14 protein-coding genes, 1 pseudogene and 1 riboswitch are annotated in these 21392 nt (G+C 71.6%); of the genes and pseudogenes, 9 read left to right on the top strand and 6 right to left on the bottom strand.

What is annotated here, in order from left to right:
• Positions 1–14: 14 nt before the first annotated feature.
• The 6 genes and pseudogenes from OHA72_RS59785 to OHA72_RS59760 all read left to right on the top strand — a co-directional run bounded on the left by OHA72_RS59785 (position 15) and on the right by OHA72_RS59760 (position 11830).
• Entirely contained in the window at positions 15–1088 is a 1074-nt protein-coding gene (locus tag OHA72_RS59785; protein WP_442788795.1) for an ATP-binding protein, read from the top strand.
• A 10-nt stretch (positions 1089–1098) separates the two neighbouring features.
• Complete coding sequence (locus OHA72_RS59780) at positions 1099–3579, top strand: DUF5682 family protein (protein ID WP_327004961.1); 2481 nt, start codon at positions 1099–1101, stop codon at positions 3577–3579.
• Positions 3576–4721: a VWA domain-containing protein gene (locus OHA72_RS59775; RefSeq protein WP_327004960.1), complete on the top strand. Its 1146-nt coding sequence runs from the start codon at positions 3576–3578 to the stop codon at positions 4719–4721. The genes OHA72_RS59780 and OHA72_RS59775 overlap by 4 nt, the downstream gene beginning before the upstream one ends.
• Positions 4718–6705: pseudogene (locus OHA72_RS59770) on the top strand (hypothetical protein). Before OHA72_RS59775 ends, OHA72_RS59770 begins: the two are co-directional and overlap by 4 nt.
• A 196-nt stretch (positions 6706–6901) precedes the next feature.
• Positions 6902–10432 carry a DNA polymerase III subunit alpha gene (dnaE, locus tag OHA72_RS59765; RefSeq protein ID WP_327004959.1) on the top strand — a complete coding sequence of 1177 codons (3531 nt, stop codon included), beginning with the start codon at positions 6902–6904 and terminating at the stop codon, positions 10430–10432.
• Positions 10433–10456: 24 nt separating this feature from the next.
• The gene (locus tag OHA72_RS59760) at positions 10457–11830 is read left to right on the top strand and encodes a hypothetical protein (RefSeq protein ID WP_327004958.1); all 1374 of its coding nucleotides are present in this window, start codon (positions 10457–10459) and stop codon (positions 11828–11830) included.
• Here OHA72_RS59760 and OHA72_RS59755 read toward each other — a convergent pair.
• Entirely contained in the window at positions 11791–12066 is a 276-nt protein-coding gene (locus OHA72_RS59755) for a CBU_0592 family membrane protein (RefSeq protein WP_327004957.1), read from the bottom strand. The genes OHA72_RS59760 and OHA72_RS59755 overlap by 40 nt on opposite strands.
• Entirely contained in the window at positions 12063–12734 is a 672-nt protein-coding gene (locus OHA72_RS59750; RefSeq protein ID WP_327004956.1) for a cyclase family protein, read from the bottom strand. The genes OHA72_RS59755 and OHA72_RS59750 overlap by 4 nt, the downstream gene beginning before the upstream one ends.
• 192 nt (positions 12735–12926) lie before the next feature.
• Between OHA72_RS59750 and OHA72_RS59745 the strand changes: the two genes are divergently transcribed.
• Positions 12927–13781 (top strand): LysR family transcriptional regulator, encoded by an 855-nt coding sequence (locus tag OHA72_RS59745; protein ID WP_327004955.1) that lies wholly within the window; start codon positions 12927–12929, stop codon positions 13779–13781.
• Here the strand turns inward: OHA72_RS59745 and OHA72_RS59740 are convergent.
• Positions 13778–14794: a coiled-coil domain-containing protein gene (locus OHA72_RS59740; protein WP_327004954.1), complete on the bottom strand. Its 1017-nt coding sequence runs from the start codon at positions 14792–14794 to the stop codon at positions 13778–13780. The two genes, OHA72_RS59745 and OHA72_RS59740, sit on opposite strands and share 4 nt — an antisense overlap.
• 3 nt (positions 14795–14797) lie before the next feature.
• Positions 14798–14935, bottom strand: a riboswitch (cyclic di-AMP (ydaO/yuaA leader).
• A 214-nt stretch (positions 14936–15149) separates the two neighbouring features.
• Between OHA72_RS59740 and OHA72_RS59735 the strand changes: the two genes are divergently transcribed.
• Positions 15150–15623: an HPF/RaiA family ribosome-associated protein gene (locus tag OHA72_RS59735; protein WP_327004953.1), complete on the top strand. Its 474-nt coding sequence runs from the start codon at positions 15150–15152 to the stop codon at positions 15621–15623.
• A 941-nt stretch (positions 15624–16564) separates the two neighbouring features.
• Here OHA72_RS59735 and OHA72_RS59730 read toward each other — a convergent pair.
• Complete coding sequence (locus tag OHA72_RS59730; RefSeq protein WP_327004952.1) at positions 16565–17974, bottom strand: condensation domain-containing protein; 1410 nt, start codon at positions 17972–17974, stop codon at positions 16565–16567.
• A gap of 140 nt (positions 17975–18114) precedes the next feature.
• Here OHA72_RS59730 and OHA72_RS59725 point away from each other — a divergent pair, with 140 nt between their 5' ends.
• Positions 18115–18333 carry a ferredoxin gene (locus OHA72_RS59725; RefSeq protein ID WP_327004951.1) on the top strand — a complete coding sequence of 73 codons (219 nt, stop codon included), beginning with the start codon at positions 18115–18117 and terminating at the stop codon, positions 18331–18333.
• Positions 18334–18367: 34 nt separating this feature from the next.
• Here the strand turns inward: OHA72_RS59725 and meaB are convergent, their stop codons facing one another.
• Positions 18368–19345: a methylmalonyl Co-A mutase-associated GTPase MeaB gene (gene meaB / locus OHA72_RS59720; RefSeq protein WP_327004950.1), complete on the bottom strand. Its 978-nt coding sequence runs from the start codon at positions 19343–19345 to the stop codon at positions 18368–18370.
• Positions 19338–21389: a methylmalonyl-CoA mutase gene (scpA, locus tag OHA72_RS59715; RefSeq protein ID WP_327011890.1), complete on the bottom strand. Its 2052-nt coding sequence runs from the start codon at positions 21387–21389 to the stop codon at positions 19338–19340. Before scpA ends, meaB begins: the two co-directional genes overlap by 8 nt.
• Positions 21390–21392 lie beyond the last annotated feature (3 nt).

Below are 21392 nucleotides of genomic sequence, written 5' to 3'. Positions count from 1 at the left end.
GTGACGGGACCACCGTGCAGCGGCCACCGGCAGAGGTCCGGTATGCCGACGAGCTGGCCAGGCTCCGCGACACCGACGCCGGTGAGCGGCCACCCGGCTGGGCGCTGAGCCTCACCGCCGCGCGGCGGTTCATCGTCGGTGACCCGTCGGCGGGCGTCAGCCGCAAGTTCGTCGGTGACCCGTCGCTCATCGACCGAGCCCTCGTGTCGCTCGCGACCAGCCGCGGGCTGATGCTGGTCGGCGAGCCCGGCACCGCCAAGTCGCTGCTGTCGGAGCTGCTCGCCGCGGCCGTCAGCGGCGAATCGACGCTGACCGTGCAGGGCGGCGCGGCGACGACCGAGGACCAGATCAAGTACTCGTGGAACTACGCCCTCCTCGTCGCCGAAGGACCCAACCAGCGCTCGCTCGTCCGCGCGCCACTGCTGCGGGGAATGGCCGAGGGCAAAGTCGTGCGGTTCGAGGAGATCACCCGCTGCCCCCTGGAGGTCCAGGACTGCCTGCTGTCGCCGCTGTCCGACCGGGTCCTCGCGATCCCCGAGCTGACCGGGCCCGACGCGATGGTGTTCGCCCGCGACGGGTTCAACGTCATCGCGACCGCGAACACCCGTGACCGCGGCGTCAACGAGATGAGCGCCGCGCTGAAACGCCGGTTCAACTTCGAGACCGTCTTCCCGATCGCCGACTTCGACACGGAGCTCGCGCTCGTCGAGGCCGAGGCGGGCGCGCTGCTGCGCCGCTCCGGCGTCACCGCCGCGCCCCGCCGCGACGTGCTGGAGGTGCTCGTCACCACGTTCCGGGAGCTGCGGACCGGGCAGTCGGCGCGCGGCGACACGATGGAGCGCCTCTCCGCGGTGATGAGCACCGCCGAGGCGGTGTCGGTCGCGCACGCCGTCGGGTTGCGCGGCTGGTTCCTGCGCCGCGAGGCAGGCACCGCCGAGGACCTGGTCACCTGCCTCGCCGGCACCGCCGCCAAGGACAACGGCGACGACCTCGCGAAGCTGCGCCGGTACCTGGAGCAGCAGCTGACCTGGCGGAACGGTGCGCAGTGGAAGGCCCTGCACGCCGCCCGCCACCAGCTGCCGGGCTAGGGCCGGTGCGATGACCACGACGTTCATCGGCGTGCGGCACCACAGCCCCGCGTGCGCCCGGCTCGTCGCCGGCACGATCGCGGCGCTGCGGCCGGCGCACGTGCTCGTCGAAGGCCCCGCCGACATGAACGACCGCGTCGGCGAGCTGCTCCTCGGGCACGACCTGCCGGTCGCGGTGTTCAGCAGCTACCGCGACGACGAGCGGCAGTCCGGCTCGTGGGCGCCGTTCTGCGCGTACTCGCCGGAGTGGGTCGCGCTGCAGGAAGGCCACTGCGTCGGCGCCCGGGTGCGCTTCATCGACCTGCCGTCGTGGGACCCGGCCCTGGCCGAGCGGGAGAACCGGTACGCCGACGCCGAGCAGCGGTACGCCGACGTCGTCGACCGGCTCTGCGCCGCGTTCGCCGTGGACAACGTCGATGCGCTGTGGGACCACCTGTTCGAGATCCCGGACGAGGACGGGCTCGCCGAACGCCTCGCCGCCTACTTCGACCTGCTGCGCGGCGAGACCCCGGCGAGCGAGGGCGACGAGCGCCGGGAGGCGTACATGGCCCGGTGGATCCGTGCGGCTGCCGCCGATGCGGGGGAGCGGCCCGTCGTCGTGGTCACCGGCGGCTTCCACCGCCCGGCCCTGATCCGGCTCACCTCCGGGGCCGCCAAGGACACCGGGGACGCTGGCTGGCCCGACGTGCCCGCGCTGCCCGAGGACGCCGTCGGCGGCAGTTACCTGGTGCCGTACTCGTTCCGGCGGCTCGACGCCTTCGACGGGTACCAGTCGGGGATGCCGTCGCCGGAGTACTACCAACAGCTGTGGGAGGGCGGGCCGCAGCACGCCGCCGACCGGCTCGTCGGCGCCGTCGTCGGGCGGCTCCGCGGGCGCAAGCAACGGGCGTCCACGGCCGACCTCATCGCCGCCGGCGCGTCCGCGGCCGGGCTCGCGCTGGTGCGGGGGCACCGGCATCCCGGCCGGACCGACATCCTCGACGGGCTCGCGGGGGCGCTCGTCCACGACGCGCTCGACGAGCCGCTGCCGTGGGCGACCCGGGGGCGGCTGCGGGCCGGCACCCACCCGGTCGTCGTGGAGATGGTCGCCGCGCTGAGCGGGTCGAGGGTCGGTCGGCTGCACCCGTCGACACCGCTGCCGCCGCTCGTCCACGCCGCCGACGCCGACCTCGAACGGGAAGGGCTGAGCGGCGACCGCACCGTCACGCTCGCCCTGACCAGCGACGACGGGCTGCGCCGCAGCCGGCTGCTGCACCGGCTGCGGGTGCTGGGGATCCCGGGGTTCAACCGGCAGCGCGGGCCGCGCACCGGGGTCGACCCGGTGCTGGACGAGCAGTGGGACGTCACCGTGCACGAGCATCGGCTGGTGGCGTTGATCGAGGCCGGGGCGTACGGCGCGACCCTCGAAGAGGCGGCCGCGGCCGCGCTCGCCGGGCGGATCCGTGACGCGGACGTCGCGGGGCTCGCCGACGCGCTGTTCGACGCCGCGCTGTGCGGCACCGTCCGGCTGTCGGACCAGGTGCTGCACGACCTCGACGCCGCCGTCGGCACCGCCGCGGACCTGGGCGCGCTCGGGCGGCTGCTCGCGGTCGTGCTGACGCTGTGGCGGCACGACCGGCTGCTCGGCACCGCCGGCAGCGCACCCCTCGGGACCGTGATCGCCGCGGCGCAGCAGCGGGCGCTGTGGCTGGCCGAAGGGGTCCGAGGCGGCACCGCACCGGCGGAACCGGCCCGCATCGACGCGGTCGTCGCCGTGCGGAACACGATGGTGCACGCCGGGCGGCGGCTGGGATTGGACCCGCAGGTCGCGCTCGCGGTGATGCGCCGCATCGCCGAGGACCGCGACGCCCCACCCGATCTGCGCGGTGCCGCCTTCGGCTTCGGCTGGTCCGCGGGCACCACGACCGGCGTGACGGAGGCCGGAGCCGCGGCCGGCGCTGCGGGTGCTGGTGACGGGACAGTCCACGCGGGCGCTGCGGGTCTGGCGGGCGGTGCGGGTCCGGCGGGTGCTGGAGGCGCTGCGGGTGCTGGTGACGGGACAGTCCACGCAGGCGCCGCGGATCCGGCGGGCGCCGGAGGCTCGGCGGGCGGAGGCTCGGCGGGCGGGGAGGTGGCGGACGATCCGGTTCGGGCGGTGCGGGGTGCGGCGGCGCCGGGCACGGTCGGTGACTGGCTGGCTGGGCTGTTCGCCGTTGCGCGGGAAGAGGTGCTGCATGCGCCACGGGTGCTGGATGTGCTCGACGAACTCGTCAGTGGCATGGGCGAGGCCGAGTTCCTGATCGCGTTGCCGGCGTTGCGGCAGGCGTTCACGTACTTTCCGCCGCGGGAACGGGAGACCGTCGCGGGGCACCTGCTCGCCCGCCGTGGGCTCAGCGGGACGGGACGGTCGCTGCTGCGGTCGCACGGCGTCGACCCCGTGCTGGTCGCCGCGGCGGCCGACCTGGAGGCGCGTGTCGATGCGGTGCTCATCCGTGAAGGACTTCTGACATGAGCGCGCAGGAGCGGGAAGCGGCGGAGCTGGAGCGGTGGCGGCTGGTGCTCGGGGAGCCGGGGCAGTCGGTCCTGGCCGATGGGCAGCTCAGCGAGGCCGGCGCGGGGCGGGACGCGGCCCTGGACTGGCTGTACGGGCGCGACGAGAGCCTCGGGCGCCGCGGCATCCGGCAGCCGCGGCACGGTGGTGACGGGCCGTCGGTGGTGACGACCGTGGACTGGCTCGACGACATCACGATGCTGTTCCCGAAGGAGACGATCGAGCGGTTGCAGCGTGACGCCGTGGAGCGGTACGAGATCCACGACGTCGTCACGGACCCGGCGGTGCTGGCGCGGATCGAGCCGAACCCGACGCTGCTGAAGGCGGTCCTGCGCACCAAGCACCTGATGAACCCCGACGTGTTGCTGCTGGCCCGCAGGATCGTCGAGGCGGTGGTGCGGCAGCTGGTGGAGAAGCTGGCGACGGAGGTGCGGCACGCGTTCTCCGGCGCGAGGTCCCGCACGGCGAGCCGGTTCAAGGTCGCCAGGAACTTCGACATCCGTCGCACGCTGCGGGCGAACCTGGGCCGCTACCGGCCCGACGAGCGCAAGGTGTACGTGGAGACGGCGTACTTCGTCGCGCGGACCAGACGGCACCTGGACCAGTGGCAGGTGATCCTGCTGGTCGACCAGTCGGGGTCGATGACGGGCAGCGTCATCCATTCGGCCGTGACCGCGGCGTGCCTGTGGGGGCTGCCCGGCGTCAAGACACACCTGGTGGCGTTTGACACGGCGGTGGTGGATCTGACCGCGGACGTCGACGACCCGGTCGAGCTGCTGATGAAGGTCCAGCTCGGCGGCGGCACCGACATCGCGAAGGCGGTCGCGTTCGGCGCGGGGCTGATCGAGCAGCCGCGGCGCACGATTCTGGTGCTGATCAGCGATCTGTACGAGGGGGGCGGCGGCGAGCACCGGCTCGTGCAACTGGTGCGCGGCATCGTCGAGCAGGGCACGAAGGTGCTGTGCCTGGCGGCGCTGGACGAGGACGCGGACCCGGTGTTCGACCGGGACATGGGTCAGCGCCTCGCCGACGCCGGTGCGGCGGTCGGCGCGATGACCCCGGGGGAGCTTGCGGCGTTCGTGGCGGAGCAGGTGGGCCGATGAGAGCGGACCTGCTGGCGCTGACCCCGGACGCGCTCGCCGCGCTGACCAACCGTGGCCTGGTGAAGCGGGCGACGCGCGAGGTGGAGGCGGCGCCGCCGGCCGTCACGACGGACCCGGACGGGACGGTGCGCGGCACATACCAGGACGGGCCCGGGACGGCGCTGCCGCCGGGCGGGCTCGAACGCGGCACCTGCACCTGCGGCGCCACCGGCATCTGCCGGCACGTGGTGGGACTGGTGCTGGCGTACCAACGAAGCGGCCAGGAAAGCAGTCAGGAAAGCGACCAGGGCAACGGGCAGGGGAGCGGGCAGGAACAGCCAGCCGCCGTGGTGGTGTGGTCGCCGGGGAACTTCACCGACGAGCAGCTCGAAGGCAGGATCGGCGTCCGGCAGCTGGGGGCCGCGCGGCGGGCGCACCGGGCCGGGTACGCCGCCCGCGTGCACCGCCCGTCGCCGGCCGACCCGGCGCCGCGGGTGGAGCTGGGATCGGCGACGGTGCGGTTCCTGGTCCCGGACGACCTCGGGTTCGTGCACACCGACGCCGTCGCCGGATCCCGTGACGACGTCATCGCCCTGGCCGTGTGGGCGTTCCGGGTCGCCGACGTCAAGGCCCCCGACGACCCGGACGTGCAGGTCGACGTCGGCGGACCGGAAAAGGCCGAGCACGCGGGCGGCGACGCGTCGCTGGAAGCGGCGCTGCGCCTCGCCGACGAGGTCCTGCTGACCGGCGCGACCCACGTCGGTCCCGGCCTCGCCGGCCCGCTCGCCGAGGTGCGGCAGCGGCTGGACCGGGGCGGCCTGCGGTGGCCGCTGCTCGCCGTCGGCGACCTCGAGGAGCAGCTCGGCGCGTATCAGCAGCGCGGCAGCTCGTACAGTCACGAACGGCTCGCCGGGATCCTCGCCGAGCTGCACGCCAGGCACCGGGCGGTCGCCAACCGCGGGGCGAGCCTGCGGGCCAGGGTCCTCGGCACGCAGGAGGCGGCCGAGACACCGATGCGCCGGGCCCGCCTCGACGGGCTCGGGTGCAGGGTCCGCGCCGTGGGCGACACCGACCGGCAGGTCGAGGTCTACTTCGCCCACGCGGACAGCGCCACGGTCCTGGTGCTGCGGCGCACGTTCGCCGACCCGTCCACGGCCGCCGGCGCCGGGGTCGCGGCGCGCCGCGTCGGCGGGGCGACGGTCGCGCAGCTCGCGGCCGGCAACGTCGTCACCGAGTCCGCGATCCGCAGCGCCAGCCGCACCGTCCGGCTCGCGACCAGCCGGGTCGCGAAGACCACCGTGACGCCGTCGCAGGGGATGTGGACGTCGCTGCCGGACGCGCTCGTCGTGCGGGACCTGCGGGCGCTCGCCGAGGAGCTGGACCGGTTGCCGCCGCGGGTCGTGCGGCCCAGGGTCGAGGCCGAACTGGTCAGGGTCGTGCAGGTCGCGGAGGTCCGGTCGGTGCGGTACACCCCGGGCGCCCAGCGGCTCGACGCGGAGATCGCCGACCCGGCCGGTGGCGTCGCGACCGTCACCGCGACCCACTCGGCGGCGGCGCCCGGCGCCCTGGACGCGATCGCGGCAGCGCTGTCCGGTCCGGTGCGTGCCGTCGCCGGTACCGTCGGCCGGACGAGAGGCGAGATCGTCATCGAACCGCTCGGGCTCGCGGTCGGCGACGACGAGGTCGTGGTGCCCGACCTGGCGGCGGCGGGCGGGTTCCGGGTCGGCGGCGGGATGGTCGTCGACGGCGACCCGCTGCGGCACGCGGTCGACGCGGCGGTGGCGCTGCTCGCCGAGGTGCCGCACCGGGGCTGCGGATGCTGCCGCCTTCGTTCGGCGACCGGCTGCGCGACGCCGGGCAGACCCTGACGCGGGCCGGGCTGCACCGCTCCGCGTCCGCCCTCGGCGCGCTGCGCGCCGGGCTTGGGCCGGACCCGGACGCCGCGACCGCCGGGCTGTGGGTCGACGCCTACCTCCGGCTGCTGGTCACGCTGGAACTGCAGTGAGCTGACCGTCACGCATCGTCGATGAGCAGCGGAAACTTGTCGGGACAGGGCGACAGGTCGATCCCCTTGGAGCGTCGTTTTGCCCGGTCTGTGACCGACGGAAGAGGGATCACATCGTCTCGACGGCGTGTCGATCATGATCCGTGGTTAGGCTGCTCGCCGGAACCGTAGGGGACAGCAAAATAGGGGGCGCAGCATGGCTGACTCGTTCGTGCATCTCCATGTGCACACCGAGTACTCCATGCTCGACGGAGCGGCGCGACTGAAGGACATGTTCAAGGAGGCGAACCGTCTCGGCATGCCCGCCGTCGCGATCACCGACCACGGCAACATGCACGGCGCGTACGACTTCTACAAGCAGGCGAAGGCTGCCGGTGTCACGCCGATCCTCGGGGTCGAGGCGTACGTCGCGCCCGAGTCGCGGCTGACGAAGCAGCGCGTCAAGTGGGGCCGGCCGGACCAGAAGGACGACGACGTGTCCGGCTCCGGCGGCTACACGCACAAGACCATCTGGGCGAAGAACCGCACCGGCCTGCACAACCTGTTCCGGCTCAACTCGCGGGCGTCGATCGAGGGGCACTTCGTGAAGTGGCCCCGGATGGACATGGAGATCATCGCCGAGCACGCCGAGGGGCTGATGGCCACGACCGGCTGCCCGTCCGGCGAGGTGCAGACCAGGCTCCGGCTCGACCAGTTCGACGAGGCGGTGAAGGCGGCCGCGAAATACCAGGAGATCTTCGGCAAGGACAACTACTTCCTCGAGGTCATGGACCACGGCCTGGACATCGAGCGCCGCGTCCGCGAGGGCCTGACCGAGATCTCCAAGCGGCTCAACATCCCGCCGGTCGTCACCAACGACTCGCACTACACGCACCAGTCGCAGGCCGAGGCCCACGACGTGCTGCTGTGCGTGCAGACCGCGGCCAACATCAACGACCCGAACCGGTTCCGGTTCGGCGGGTCGGGCTACTACCTGAAGTCCGCCGACGAGATGCGCGCCGTCGACAGCTCCGAGCTGTGGCAGGAGGGCTGCCGCAACACGCTGCTCGTCGCGGAGAAGGTCGACATCGACGGCATGTTCGTCGAGCGCAACCTGATGCCACGCTTCCCGGTCCCCGAGGGGGAGACCGAGGAGTCGTTCTTCCGGGCCGAGGTCGCGCGGGGGATGGCGCGCCGGTTCCCGGGCGGCATCGACGAGGAGCACCAGCGTCAGGCCGACTACGAGGCCGACATGATCGTGAAGATGGGCTTCCCGGCGTACTTCCTGGTCGTGTCCGACTTCATCCTGTGGGCGAAGAACCAGGGCATCGCGGTCGGACCGGGCCGTGGTTCGGCGGCGGGGAGCCTGGTCGCGTACGCGATGGGCATCACCGACCTCGACCCGCTGCCGCACGGACTGATCTTCGAGCGGTTCCTCAACCCGGACCGGATCTCGATGCCCGACATCGACATCGACTTCGACGAGCGCCGGCGCGGCGACGTCATCCGGTACGTGACGGACAAGTGGGGCGAGGACCGGGTCGCGCAGATCGCCACGTTCGGCACGATCAAGGCCAAGGCCGCCATCAAGGACTCGGCCCGGGTCCTGGGCTACCCGTTCGCGGTCGGCGACCGGATCACCAAGGCGATGCCGCCGGCCGTCATGGGCAAGGACATCCCGCTGTCGGGGATCTTCGACCCCAACCACCCGCGCTACTCCGAGGCGGTCGAGTTCCGCGCGCTGTACGACAGCGACCCCGACGTGAAGAAGGTCGTCGAGACCGCGAAGGGCATCGAGGGCCTGATCCGCCAGACGGGTGTGCACGCTGCCGGCGTCATCATGTCCGCGGAGCCGCTGATCGAGCACGTGCCGCTGATGCGCCGCGACGCCGACGGCGCGATCATCACGCAGTTCGACTACCCGACGTGCGAGACGCTCGGGCTGCTGAAGATGGACTTCCTCGGCCTGCGCAACCTGACGATCATCGACGACGCGCTCAAGAACATCGAACGCACCCACGGCATCAAGCTCGACCTGCTCGGCCTGTCCCTGGACGACAAGCCCGCCTACGAGCTGCTCGCCCGCGGCGACACGCTCGGGGTGTTCCAGCTCGACGGCGGGCCGATGCGCTCGCTGCTGCGGCTGATGAAGCCCGACAACTTCGAGGACATCTCCGCCGTGCTGGCGCTGTACCGGCCGGGCCCGATGGGTGCGAACTCGCACACCAACTACGCGCTGCGCAAGAACGGGCAGCAGGAGATGATCCCGATCCACCCGGAGCTGGAGGAGCCGCTCAAGGAGATCCTCGGCCCCACGTACGGGCTGATCGTCTACCAGGAGCAGGTCCAGCGCGCCGCGCAGAAGCTCGCCGGCTACACCCTCGGCCAGGCCGACCTGCTGCGCCGGGCCATGGGCAAGAAGAAGAAAGAGGTCCTGGAGAAGGAGTTCGTGCCGTTCCGCGACGGCATGAAGGCCAACGGCTACAGCGATGAGGCGATCAAGAAGCTCTGGGACGTGCTCGTCCCGTTCGCCGACTACGCGTTCAATAAGGCGCACACAGCCGGCTACGGCCTGGTGTCGTACTGGACGGCGTACCTCAAGGCGAACTACCCGGCGGAGTACATGGCCGGGCTGCTGACCAGCGTCGGCGACGACAAGGACAAGATGGCCCTGTACCTGTCGGAGTGCCGGCGGATGGGCATCGACGTGCTGCCGCCGGACGTCAACACCTCCGCCGGGCCGTTCACCCCGGTCGGCAAGGACATCCGCTTCGGTCTCGCCGCCGTGCGCAACGTCGGCCACAACGTCGTCGACGCGATCGTGCGGTGCCGGCAGGCCGCGCCGTACAAGGACTTCCATGACTTCCTGTCCAAGGTCGACGCCGTGGCCTGCAACAAGAAGACCATCGAGTCGCTGATCAAGGCCGGCGCGTTCGACTCGATGGACCACCCGCGCCGCGGGCTGCTGGCCATCCACGCCGACGCGATCGACGCGTACGCCGACATCAAGAAGAACGAGGCCATCGGCCAGTTCGACCTCTTCGGCGACGCGTTCGCCAGCGACGCCGGCACCGCCGGACCGACGATGACCGCGGCCATCCCGCAGATCGAGTGGGACAAGCGGGAGCTGCTCACCTTCGAGCGGGAGATGCTCGGCCTGTACGTGTCCGACCACCCGCTGTTCGGCCTGGAGTCGGTCCTCGCCAAGGCCGCCGACACCGTGATCAGCAGCCTGTCGGAGGAAGGCGCGGTGCAGGACGGCGCCGTCGTCACCCTCGCCGGCATGCTCACCGGCGTCCAGCGGCGCATCACCAAGCAGGGCAAGCCGTGGGCGTCGGCGACCCTGGAGGACCTCGGCGGTGCCGTCGAGGCGCTGTTCTTCCCCAACACGTATGAGCTGATCGGGCAGTACATCGCCGAGGACGCCATCGTCGTGGTGAAGGGCCGCGTCGACCGGCGCGACGAGACGCCCCGCCTCATGGCGATGGACATGACGATGCCCGACGTCACCGTCGCCGACGAGAACCGGCCGGTGGTGCTGTCGCTGCCCGCGAACCGGTGCACGCCGCCGCTGGTCGACCGGCTCAAGGAGATCCTGCTCAATCACCCGGGCAAGGCCGAGGTGCACGTGAAGCTCAGCCACGGCTCGCGGATCACCCTGCTGCGCCTCGGGCCCTACCACGTAGCCCCGACCACCGCGCTCAAGGGCGACCTGAAGGCGCTGCTAGGTCCCAACAGCTTCTCCTAGACGGACCCGCGATAGGGTCGGCGGGTGCATACGCACGCCTTAGCCGACGGCCTGCGCCCGCGTCGGTCGCTGTGGCTCTCGCGGCGTGCCCGGTGGTCGGCGGCCATCGTCGCCGTGCTGGTCGTCGCCGTGCTGGCCGGTGCGTTCGTCTACCGGCTCAACCAGCGGCCGTACGCGTTCGACCGGCTCTCACGCATCGACACGGTCACCTTCCCGGACGCGGTCGACGACTCCAGCATCCGTGCGTTCCTGGACGGTGGCCGGGCGTTCATCGGCTACCCGGCCGCCGACGGCCGCTTCCAGCTGCGCGCCGTCGACGTCGACGAGCCCGGCGCGGCACCGATCTGGACCAACACGTCGCTCAGCAACGTCGAGTCCTTCGCCTTCGCCCGCGGCTCGGTGGTCGTCACCGGCGCACCGGACCGCGCCGGGAAACGCACGATCACCCTGCTCAACGCCTCCAACGGGGTGCCGTTCATCAGCTTCGACACCCATGTGGACGACCGGTGGGAGCTGATCGGGAAGTATTTCCTCCGGTACAGGGCGGCGGATCACCATCTGGTCATCACCGACGTCGGCACGCAGAAGGAGATCGCCAAGCTGGACCAGCCCAGCGGCGACCACAGCTTCTGGCTGACCGACAACTGGAGCCACCAGCAGGTGGCGACCTCGGTCGACGGTGCCGTGCTCGACGAGCCGCTGACCGTCGACCCGCACCTGGTCCGCGCGGTCGCCGACCGCGGCCTGGAGGTCCTCAGCCTGTCCAGCGGCAAGCCCGACGACAGCGCGCCGGGGATCGCCGGGCCCGAGGACTTCGTGTACCCGTACGCGGAGCAGGTCTTCGTCGCCGAACCCGGCGCCGGGTACCGGATCCGCGCCCACGACCGCCTGAAGCTGGCCAAGACCCAGTGGACGTGGACGTCACCGGACCCGCAGGCCAAGCTGGAGCACCTGGCCGCCTGCGGGGAGCGGCGCATCTGCGCGGTCGAGCAGGGCCGGGTGACGGCGCTGGACATCCGCACCGGCAAGGTCGAGTTCCGCGTCGACGTCGACGGGGCCAGGACCCTCCTGCCGGTCGGTGACCGGCTCATGCTGCGCGACGCCGGCGGCGCGCTGCTGCTGGACGCCGCCGGGCACGTCGTGCGGCGCTGGCCCGGCAAGCGGGCCGCCCGCCTCGACGACGGCAGCTACCTGCTGCTGCCGGTCGACGTGCCCGCCGGCCCCTTCCCGTTGCTGGGCGTGCAGGCGGACAGCGGCGCGACCCGCGACCTCGGCGACATCGACGTGGCGCTCGAGACGTGCACCTGGAGCCACACGTATCTGGCCTGCGCGGCGGAGGTGCCCGGACGGTTCGTGTTCTACCGCGTCAGGACGCCCTGGTATTCGGGGCGGCTCTGACGGGCCCTGCGGCGGGCCAGGCGGAACATCGCCACCGCGCCGATCGCGACCCAGATCACGTTGAGCACGGCCGACGGCCAGGCGCCGTTGGCGGCGGAGTTGAGCGCGAGGGCCGCGCCGCCGGCGATGTTGAGGCTCTGGAACACGGCGCCGTCGCCGGTGATCCGTTTCGAGGACACCAGCGCGTACGCGGCGAGCAGCACACCCGCACCCGCCCAGCCGAGCAGCGCGATCACGGCAGCACCGCGAACGCGCGGACGGTGAACGTGCCCATGCCCGCGATCCGGGGCGGCACCGCGGAGAAGCGGAACCCGTCCAGCGGCAGCCGGTCGAGGTCGGCAAGGTGCTCCACGACATAGATGCCGGCGTCCAGGAGCCCGGTGTGCGCGGGTCGGGTCAGGTCCGCGACGTCGTCGATGTTGACGGAGTCGATCCCGACCAGTGCCGGGCGTCGCTGCACCAGCCACTCGACGGCGTCGCGGGCCAGGAACGGCGCGTCCGCCGCGCCGTAGGCGGGGGTGCCGAAGTGCCTGGACCAGCCTGTACACACGAGGACGGCGGCATCGGCGAGATCGGTGCCGTCACCCAGCGCCTTGGCGAGCAGTGCCGCGCCGACCCCGCGCTCGCCGGTCGCGTCGACCAGCAGCCCCGGCAGGTCCGCGACGCGGTCCAGGGGCACGTCGGTGAGGTCGCCGCGGCCCTCGAACCGGTGCGCCGGCGTGTCGAGGTAGGTGCCGGTGTTGGCGACCAGGTCGATGCGGCCGATCTGGAAGTCGGTGTCCGGCGCGTAGCGGCCACGGGAGTCGTCCCTGGACAGGTAGTCGGTGATCTGCGGTCCGGGGATGCCCGGGTACGTGACCTGGCCCGCGTGGATCGGATGGTTGAGTTCGACGAAACGGCTCACGCCGCCACCTCCGCTGCGCTCCGGTGTCGGCCTGAGCCCACACTGCCATTCTGGCTCGCGGCTCCTCCGCTGCGCTTCGGACCGCTCGCGCCTTCGATCCTGGCAGACAGCACAGCTAACGTGTGAACGAGAATTCCTACAGTTGCACTGAAGCAGGGCTGCACAGTGAACCTTGATCCCCGTCGTCTTGCGGTGCTTGCCGCCATCGCCCGCCGGGGTACCCTCGCCGGCGCCGCCACCGCGCTGCACGTGACGCCGTCAGCGGTGTCGCAGCAGCTCGCGCAGCTGGAGCACACCGTCGGCCGGCCGCTCGTCGACCGTTCCGGGCGGCGGGCCGTGCTCACGGCCGCCGGCCGGATCCTCGCCGCCCGCGCCGAGGCGATCGAGCGTGAGCTGGCCGAGGCGGAGCGTGAGCTGACCGCGATGTCCGGCCGGGCCGCGGGACTGGTCCGCGTCGGTGCGTTCCCGACCGTGATCCGGTTTCTGCTCATCCCGGCGATGGAGCGCCTGGCCCGCGACCACCCGGACGTGACCTGCTCGATCACCGAGCTCGACGGCCCGCCCGCGCTGCGCGAGCTGCGCCTCGGCGGCCTCGACCTGACCATCACGGAGCGCGACGCGAGCCTCGGCCTGGAGTCACGCCGGCAGGTGCACGTGGTGCCGCTCGCCGAGGATCCGTACCGGGTGGTCGTGCCGTCGGACTGGCCGCCGGTGCACTCCTACGGCGACCTTGCCGACCGGCCGTGGATCTGCGGGCCGCCGACCTCGACGACCGGGCAGGTGCTGGAGCGGCTCGGCCGGGAGCGCGGCTTCACCCCGCGGCGGGTGCACCTGTGCGTGGACTATCCCGCCGTCCTCGCCCTGGTCGCGGCGGGGCACGGCGCCACGATCGCGCCGGACCTGGCGCTGCGGGGTGTCGCCTCCCCGGGGCTCTGCGTGACCGACCTGCCGGTCGCCGGGGCGCGCCGGCTGGACGCGCTCGTCACCGCCGGCAGGGCGGCCCTGCCGGCGGTGGAGGCGTTGCTCGGTGCGCTCCGCGCCCTCTAGTAGATCGACATGTGGACGTGGTTGGTGTGGTCGCTGCTCGGGTCGCCCTGACCGCTGCGGTACGCGTGCCAGCCACCCGCCGGCGTCCAGATCTGCTTGAACCAGATCACGTACATGACCCCGAGCGCCGTCGCGTTCTTCACCAGCCAGGCGGCCAGCTGCGTGCCGTACTCCTTGGACGCGCCGGTCGCCACCCCGCCGAAGCCCTTCGCGTCGGCGGCGAAGTCGCAGGCCCGGCCCTTCGGGTGCTCATACGGCTCGCCCGGCGGACGCCAGCACGACACGAAGTGCGTGAAGCCTGCCTTCTGTACCTGCTGCAGCGCGTGCAACGTCCTCGGGGTCAGGCATCCCTTCGTGGTGGGGTCGTCGGTGGCGCACGACTCGGTGGGCCAGGATCCGTCGGCCCTGCGAGGCGCCGGCTCCGCCGCCTTGCTCGTGGTGCCGCCACTCAAGGTGGTGGAGGCGTCGACGGCGTCCTTGGACTGGGCGAGGGCCCGTTCCAGCTCGGCCTTCTGCTTCGACATCACCGCCATGCTCGCCTGCTGCTTGGCGACCTCGGCGTCGATCGTCGCCTTCGTCCTGCTCAGCTCGTCCCGCAGCGCCGCGACCTGCCGCAGCTGCTCGGCGTTGCCGCGCGCGATGACCTCCAGCGTGCTCACCCGGTCGGCGAACGCCCCAGGCGTCCCGCTGTTGAGCAGCGTCGCCGCGCTGCGCAGCCCGCCGCCGTTCTGATACGCCGCGATCGAGATGGACTGGGTCTCCTCGTGCAGCTTCGCGTACCTCGGCTCGATCGCCGTCTGCTGCGCGGCCAGGTCCTTCTGCCGCTGCAACGACGCGGTGAGGGCGTTCTGCGCGTCGATGTACGCGCGGTTGGTCTCGTCGAGCTTCTTGATCAGCGCCGGGTCGCCGCCCTCACTGGCGTTCGCCGGTGAGGCAGTGCCGAGCACCACGGTCGGGGTCAGGAGGATCGCGAGCGCCGTCACGACGGCGACGATCCACGGAGGTCTGGACATACTGTTCCCTCCATCGGCCGCTTACCGGGTGAGCTGACGGATTCGGGACGGAACAGTCGCCCCTACCGCGCAAAAAGCGCGGATTCACCCCAGAAACTTGGTTCCCCGGCCCGTTGGAGCACGGCTCAGCGGCGGCCGCGCCGGCACGGTGAGTGCCTACGAGCGGGCCGCCGCCGACCCTAACCACCTGCGATTTCATCCCCCTGCGGACCCTCGGTAACGTCCCGGCGGCGTTCTGCAGCCGGGCGGTTTCGGGGTGGTAGGCTAGCCTCCTAGGAAGGTTTGGGGGACATGAACAGGGTCATCGCGGGGTATGCGGTGATCGTCAAGGTAAGCAACGGAAGGGGTCTCGGACATGTCGAGAAGTGCTACGAGCACACCGGCCACCGTCGAGGACTGCCTGCGCGTCGGTGCCGGCTTCTCTCTGGGGGACAGGGCCTGGATCGCCGAGCAGTTCGCCACGCTCGACAGCCGCCTGGCCGCGTTCCCCGTCGACGCCACCGAGCTGGAGGTGTCGGTGAAGGACCGCGCCGCCCGGGGGCAGAAGGTGACCCTCGAATGCTGGATCGCCGGCCAGCAGAAGATCGTGACGACCTCGGCGGAGGAGGATCTGCACGCGGCGCTCAACGACGTCCGCGACGACCTGCGCCGGCGGCTGAACGACGCGAAGACCCGGCAGGAGCCGCGCAACAACCGGCACCTGCGCGAGAGCACCATCACGGATGTCATCTCCCCGGAGCTGACCCCGGCCCTCGACGACGCGTCGCCCGAGGCGGTGCCCGCCGAGACGGCGGCCGCCGGCGACGAGGGTGCGGCCCGGGGCGCGTAACGCCTGGCGCGTAACGCCTGGCGCGTGCCGCCCGCACTGACGCTCAGCCCGGTCGCCGATCGCCGGCGGCCGGGCTTTCCGCTTTTCTCGGGCAGCTCCGATGCGCTGGTTGCTCTTCGCGTGCGTGTTTGTCATGCCCGTAATAGAAAATCCATCACGGCTGCGGCCTTGGTGGTTCCGCGCAGCCTGCGGCAGCGCGACCGGTAGCCCGGTCACCGTCCGTGCCGTAGTTCCGCACTCACATGATCCAGCGCCGTCGGGCGCAGCATTCGGTGCTACAACACCGCCGCTGGCCAAAAAACGAAACCATCGATCACTAGACCGGGTAGTACCAACGCTCGGACGGCGATCTTCCGGCCCCGCCCCGTGATCGAAGGACAGCCGCGGTCGCCCGGACGACCAGTCCGGTCCTTCGATCATGAGCGGGGCCGGCACCGATCGACGCCGATCGGCGCAGCGCAGCGATTTGGGCGATTTGCGAGAAGTCGAAGCCGCCGACAATGCAAGTTACCAACGTCGATCACTAGACCGGGTAGTGCCAGCGCTCGAACGGCGATCTTCCGTTCTGGCTCATGATCGAAGGCGCCCTGTGGTCGTCCGGACGGCCACCCGGATCCTTTGATCAAGCGCCAAGATCGTAGATCTTGGCGCGGGCGAAGCCGGCGCTGCGGTATGGGTGATTTGTTCGTGTCTTTGAACCAGCGACGGTGTTGTAGCACCGAATGATGACCTCGACGGACCTGGATCATGTGAGCGCGGACCTGGCTTGGCATCACCTCGACACGGCACGGACGGTGACCGCGCTACCGGTCGCGCCGCCGGAGGCTGCGCGGAGCCACAAAGACCGCAGCCGTGCCGGATTTTCTATTACGGGCATGACGAACGCGCACGCGAACAGCAACGGAAGGCAGCCAGCGCATCGGCGAAGACGTCGCAACGCCTCAGCAGGCGTCGTGGTACAGCTGTGCGGTGGTGACGCCCCCGTCAACGGCAGCTTTGACGACGAGGCGTTCGAGGCCGTCGAGGAAGCCCAGCGGGCCGCGTTCGCCGAGGAAGCCGTGCTCCGCGCACAGCATCAGCTCCGCCGTGTCGCTGAGGTCGGTCAGGAAGAGGAAGAAGTTGGCGTGCTTCGGCAGCCGGTCGATGACCGGGGCGCGGAGCTTCGTCGCCGGCAGGGCGGCGTGGATCGCGTCGGCGAGGTCGGCGTCGGGGAGCGGGGGCGGCGGGGTCTGGTCCTGGACCGAGAAGCGGGTGTCGTTGAAGAAGCAGTAGCCGTCGGGGGTGATCGAGCGCTGGGTGGCGATCTCGGTGAAGATGGCGTCGAGCTTGCGGGGGTCGTACTCGCAGTGGGCGTAGGCCAGCAGTGCCGCGTCGGAGGCGCGGTGCAGCAGGCCGCCGATGGTCTCGTCGGGCTGCCGGGGGAAGCCGGGGTGCTGGGGGAAGTCGAGCCGGAAGAGGGCGTTCTCGTTGAAGGCGCCGACCAGGGCGCGGCTCGCCGGCCGGAAGCGGGTCGACACGATCATGCGGAGCAGGGCCTCGCGTTCGCCGGTGTACGCGGCGAGCTGCAGCGTGATCGCGGCCAGCAGGACGGTCGCCGGTGGGACGCCGAACCGGGCGGCGAGGCCGTTGGTGGCCAGGGCGAGGGCGGGGGACTGGATCTGGCCCCAGTCGAGGTTGGGCGGCCGGCCGTCGCGGTTGCTCTCGATCATGCGGGTGGGGACGCCGGTGAGGTGCTTCGACCAGTAGCTGAGCGCCTTCGCCTCGCGGCGCAGGCCGATAGGGGAGGTCTCGTACTCGACGCGTTGCAGTGGCTGCTGGCCGGGTTCGACGGCGATCGGCGGGTCCTGCAGCAGGTTGAGCAGGTCGCCGCGGACGATCGCGAAGCTCCAGCCGTCGACGGCCATATGGCTGGCGGCGAGCAGGACGGCGACCGGGGTGTCGTCGCGGGTGAGGACCGCCACCCGTAGCGGCAGGTCGGCGCCGATGTCGAACCAGGGTCTGCGCAGCGCTTCGCCGAGTTCGGCGGCGGCTTCCTCGGTACCGCGGTCGCCGACGTCGTGGATCCGCAGCGGGATGTCGCCCTCGCCGATGACGCGTTGCCGTGGTCCGTCGGGGGTGTCGACGTACACGGTGTGCAGCGAGTCGTGCCGCTCGACGAGCCGGCGCACAGCGGTGGTGACGTCGCGCAGGTCGCGGCCGGCGGGGACCGGGCACTGGACGAGGAGGTTCAGGGTCGAGTCGTGGGGCGGCAGCCAGCGGAACACGTCCCAGATCGCAAGCTGCGCCCAGATGAGCGGGCCTTCGGCGGCGCGGTCGGTGCGGAAGTGCACGGTGGTGGGGTGTAAGGGCATCGAGTCACCTTCTGCCGGAACGGGGTCAGGGTGAGCGCCTAAAAGCTACGACCGCTGTTGCTCTTTTTCAATCAGCCGTACGAATATTGCGCAACGGTGCCAGGTCTGCAAACAATGGCGGAGTTCGATAGGTTGGTTGCATGTGGCGGATCACCGTGGACCACACGTGCATCGGGTCGGGCAGCTGTACGGGGATCGCCCCGGACCGCTTCGAGCTCGACGAGGTCAAGGGCCGGGCGTATCCGGTGAACCCGGACGTCGCCCCGGACGACGAGGCCGTCCTGGACGCGCTCGCCTCCTGCCCCATGGAGGCGATCAGCGTCGTCGACCTGGAGACCGGCAGACCCGTCGAGGTCTGACGGCCCCGGCGCTACGAAGCCGCGTGGAACGGCGCTACGAAGCCGCGTGGAACGCGGCGAGGATGGCGTCGGCGGCCTGGCCGGGGGTCATCGTGCCGGCGCGGACCTGGCGTTCCAGGTCCGGGGCGAGGGCGCGGACGGCCGGGTCGGCGTTGAGGCGGTCGAGCAGGGTGCCGCGGGCGGTCTCCCAGATCCAGGCGACCTGCTGCGCCTCGCGGCGGCGGTCGAAGTCGCCGGAGGTGGACAGGTGCTCGTGGTGCGCTTCGAGCCGGGACCACAGCTCGGTCAGGCCCGCGCCGGTGAGGCCGCTGCACGTCACGACCGGCACCTGCCAGTCGCGCCCGGCGCTGCCGCTCTGCAGGAGGCGCAGGGCGCCGGCGAGTTCGCGGGCGGCCTTGCGGGCGTCGGGTTCGCCGGGGCCGTCGGCCTTGTTGACGGCGATGACGTCGGCGAGCTCGAGGACGCCCTTCTTGATGCCTTGCAGCTGGTCGCCGGTGCGGGCGAGGGCGAGCAGCAGGAAGGTGTCGACCATGCCGGCGACGGCGGTCTCGGACTGGCCGACGCCGACGGTCTCGACGAGGACGACGTCGTAGCCGGCCGCCTCGACGACCGTCATCGCCTCGCGGGTGGCCCGGGCGACGCCGCCGAGGGTGCCGGACGTCGGCGATGGTCGTACGAACGCGGCGTCGTCGACGGAGAGGCGGGCCATGCGCGTCTTGTCGCCGAGGATGCTGCCGCCGGTGCGGGTCGAGGACGGGTCGACGGCGAGGACCGCGACCTTGTGCCCGGCGCCCGTCAGGGTGACGCCGAGCGCGTCGATGAACGTGGACTTGCCGACCCCCGGTACGCCGGTGACGCCGACGCGGCGTGCGCGGCCGGCGTGCGGGGTCAGCGCGACGAGCAGCTCCTGCGCCCGGGCCCGGTGGTCGGGGCGGGTCGACTCCACGAGGGTGATCGCCCGCCCGATCGCGGCGCGCCGGCCGGCCAGGACGCCGTCGTAGAGGTCATCCATGCCGGGAGCGGAGCTGCGCCAGCAGGTCCAGGGCGGCGTCGGCGATCACCGTGCCGGGCGGGAAGATCGCGGCGGCGCCGGCGGCGCGCAGCTCGTCGAAGTCCTGCTGGGGGATGACGCCGCCGACGATGACGAGGATGTCGTCGCGGCCGAGCGCGGCGAGCTCGTCGCGCAGCGCCGGGACCAGGGTGAGGTGACCGGCGGCGAGGGAGTTGACGCCGACGATGTGCACGTCGGCCTCGACTGCCTGCCGGGCCACCTCGCCCGGGGTCTGGAACAGCGGGCCCACGTCGACGTCGAAGCCGAGGTCGGCGAACGCGGTCGCGACGACCTTCTGGCCGCGGTCGTGGCCGTCCTGGCCCATCTTCGCGACCAGGATGCGGGGGCGGCGGCCCTCCGCCTCGGCGAACTCGGCGGTGGCGGCACGCACCCGTTCGATGTTGCCGGCGGACCCGGCTTCGTCGCGGTACACCCCGGAGATGGTACGGATCTGCGCCGTGTGCCGCCCGAACACCTGCTCCAGGGCGTCGGAGATCTCGCCGACGGTGGCGTGGGCGCGGGCCGCCTCGACGGCGAGCTCGAGGAGGTTCGCGTTGCCCGCGGCGCCGGCTGTCAAGGCCTGCAGGGCCGCCTGCGTCCTGGAAGAGTCCCGGTCGGCGCGCAGGCGGGCGAGTTTCGCCAGCTGCTGGGTGCGGACCGAGGAGTTGTCGACCTTCAGCACCTCGATGGGTTCGTCGGCGTCGGGGCGGTACTTGTTGACGCCGATCACCGGCTGCCGGCCGGAGTCGATGCGGGCTTGGGTGCGGGCCGCGGCCTCCTCGATGCGCAGCTTCGGGATGCCCTCGTCGATGGCGCGGGCCATGCCGCCGGCCGCCTCGACCTCCTGGATGTGCTGCCACGCGCGGGCGGCGAGGTCGTGGGTGAGTTTCTCCACGTAGGCGCTGCCGCCCCACGGGTCGATGACCCTGGTCGTGCCGGACTCCTGCTGCAGCAGCAGCTGCGTGTTGCGGGCGATGCGGGCGGAGAAGTCCGTCGGCAGGGCGAGGGCCTCGTCGAGGGCGTTGGTGTGCAGCGACTGGGTGTGGCCCTGGGTGGCGGCCATCGCCTCGACGCAGGTGCGGACCACGTTGTTGAACACGTCCTGTGCGGTCAGTGACCAGCCTGAGGTCTGGCAGTGGGTGCGCAGGCTCAGCGACTTCGGGTTCTTCGCGCCGAATTCGCGCACGAGCTTCGCCCACAGCAGCCGCCCGGCGCGCAGCTTGGCGACCTCCATGAAGAAGTTCATGCCGATCGCCCAGAAGAACGACAGCCGGGGCGCGAACACGTCGACGTCCAGGCCGGCGTCGCGGCCGGCGCGCAGGTATTCGACGCCGTCGGCGAGCGTGTAGGCGAGCTCCAGGTCGGCCGTGGCTCCGGCCTCCTGGATGTGGTAGCCGGAGATGGAGATGGAGTTGAACTTCGGCATCTTCTCCGAGGTGTACCGGAAGATGTCGCTGATGATCCGCATCGATGGTGCCGGCGGGTAGATGTAGGTGTTGCGGACCATGAACTCTTTGAGGATGTCGTTCTGGATCGTGCCGGACAGCTGCTCCGGCGCGACGCCCTGCTCCTCCGCCGCGACGATGTACAGCGCCAGGACCGGCAGGACGGCACCGTTCATCGTCATCGACACGCTCATCTTGTCCAGCGGGATGCCGTCGAACAGCTGCCGCATGTCCAGGATCGAGTCGATGGCGACGCCGGCCATGCCGACGTCCCCGGCGACGCGCGGGTGGTCGGAGTCGTAGCCGCGGTGCGTGGCGAGGTCGAACGCGACGGACAGGCCCTTCTGCCCGCCGGCGAGGTTGCGCCGGTAGAAGGCGTTGGACTCCTCGGCGGTGGAGAACCCGGCGTACTGGCGCACCGTCCATGGCTGGGTGGTGTACATCGTCGGGTAGGGGCCGCGCAGGTACGGCGCGATCCCCGGGTACGTGTCGAGGAAGTCGAGGCCGGCGAGGTCGGCCGCGCCGTAGACGCCGGCGACGTCGATGCCCTCGGGCGTCAGCCA

This window comes from Dactylosporangium sp. NBC_01737, from assembly GCF_035963215.1.
Classification (GTDB): Bacteria; Actinomycetota; Actinomycetes; order Mycobacteriales; family Micromonosporaceae; genus Dactylosporangium.
This window is presented reverse-complemented; position numbering and strand designations above follow the sequence as displayed.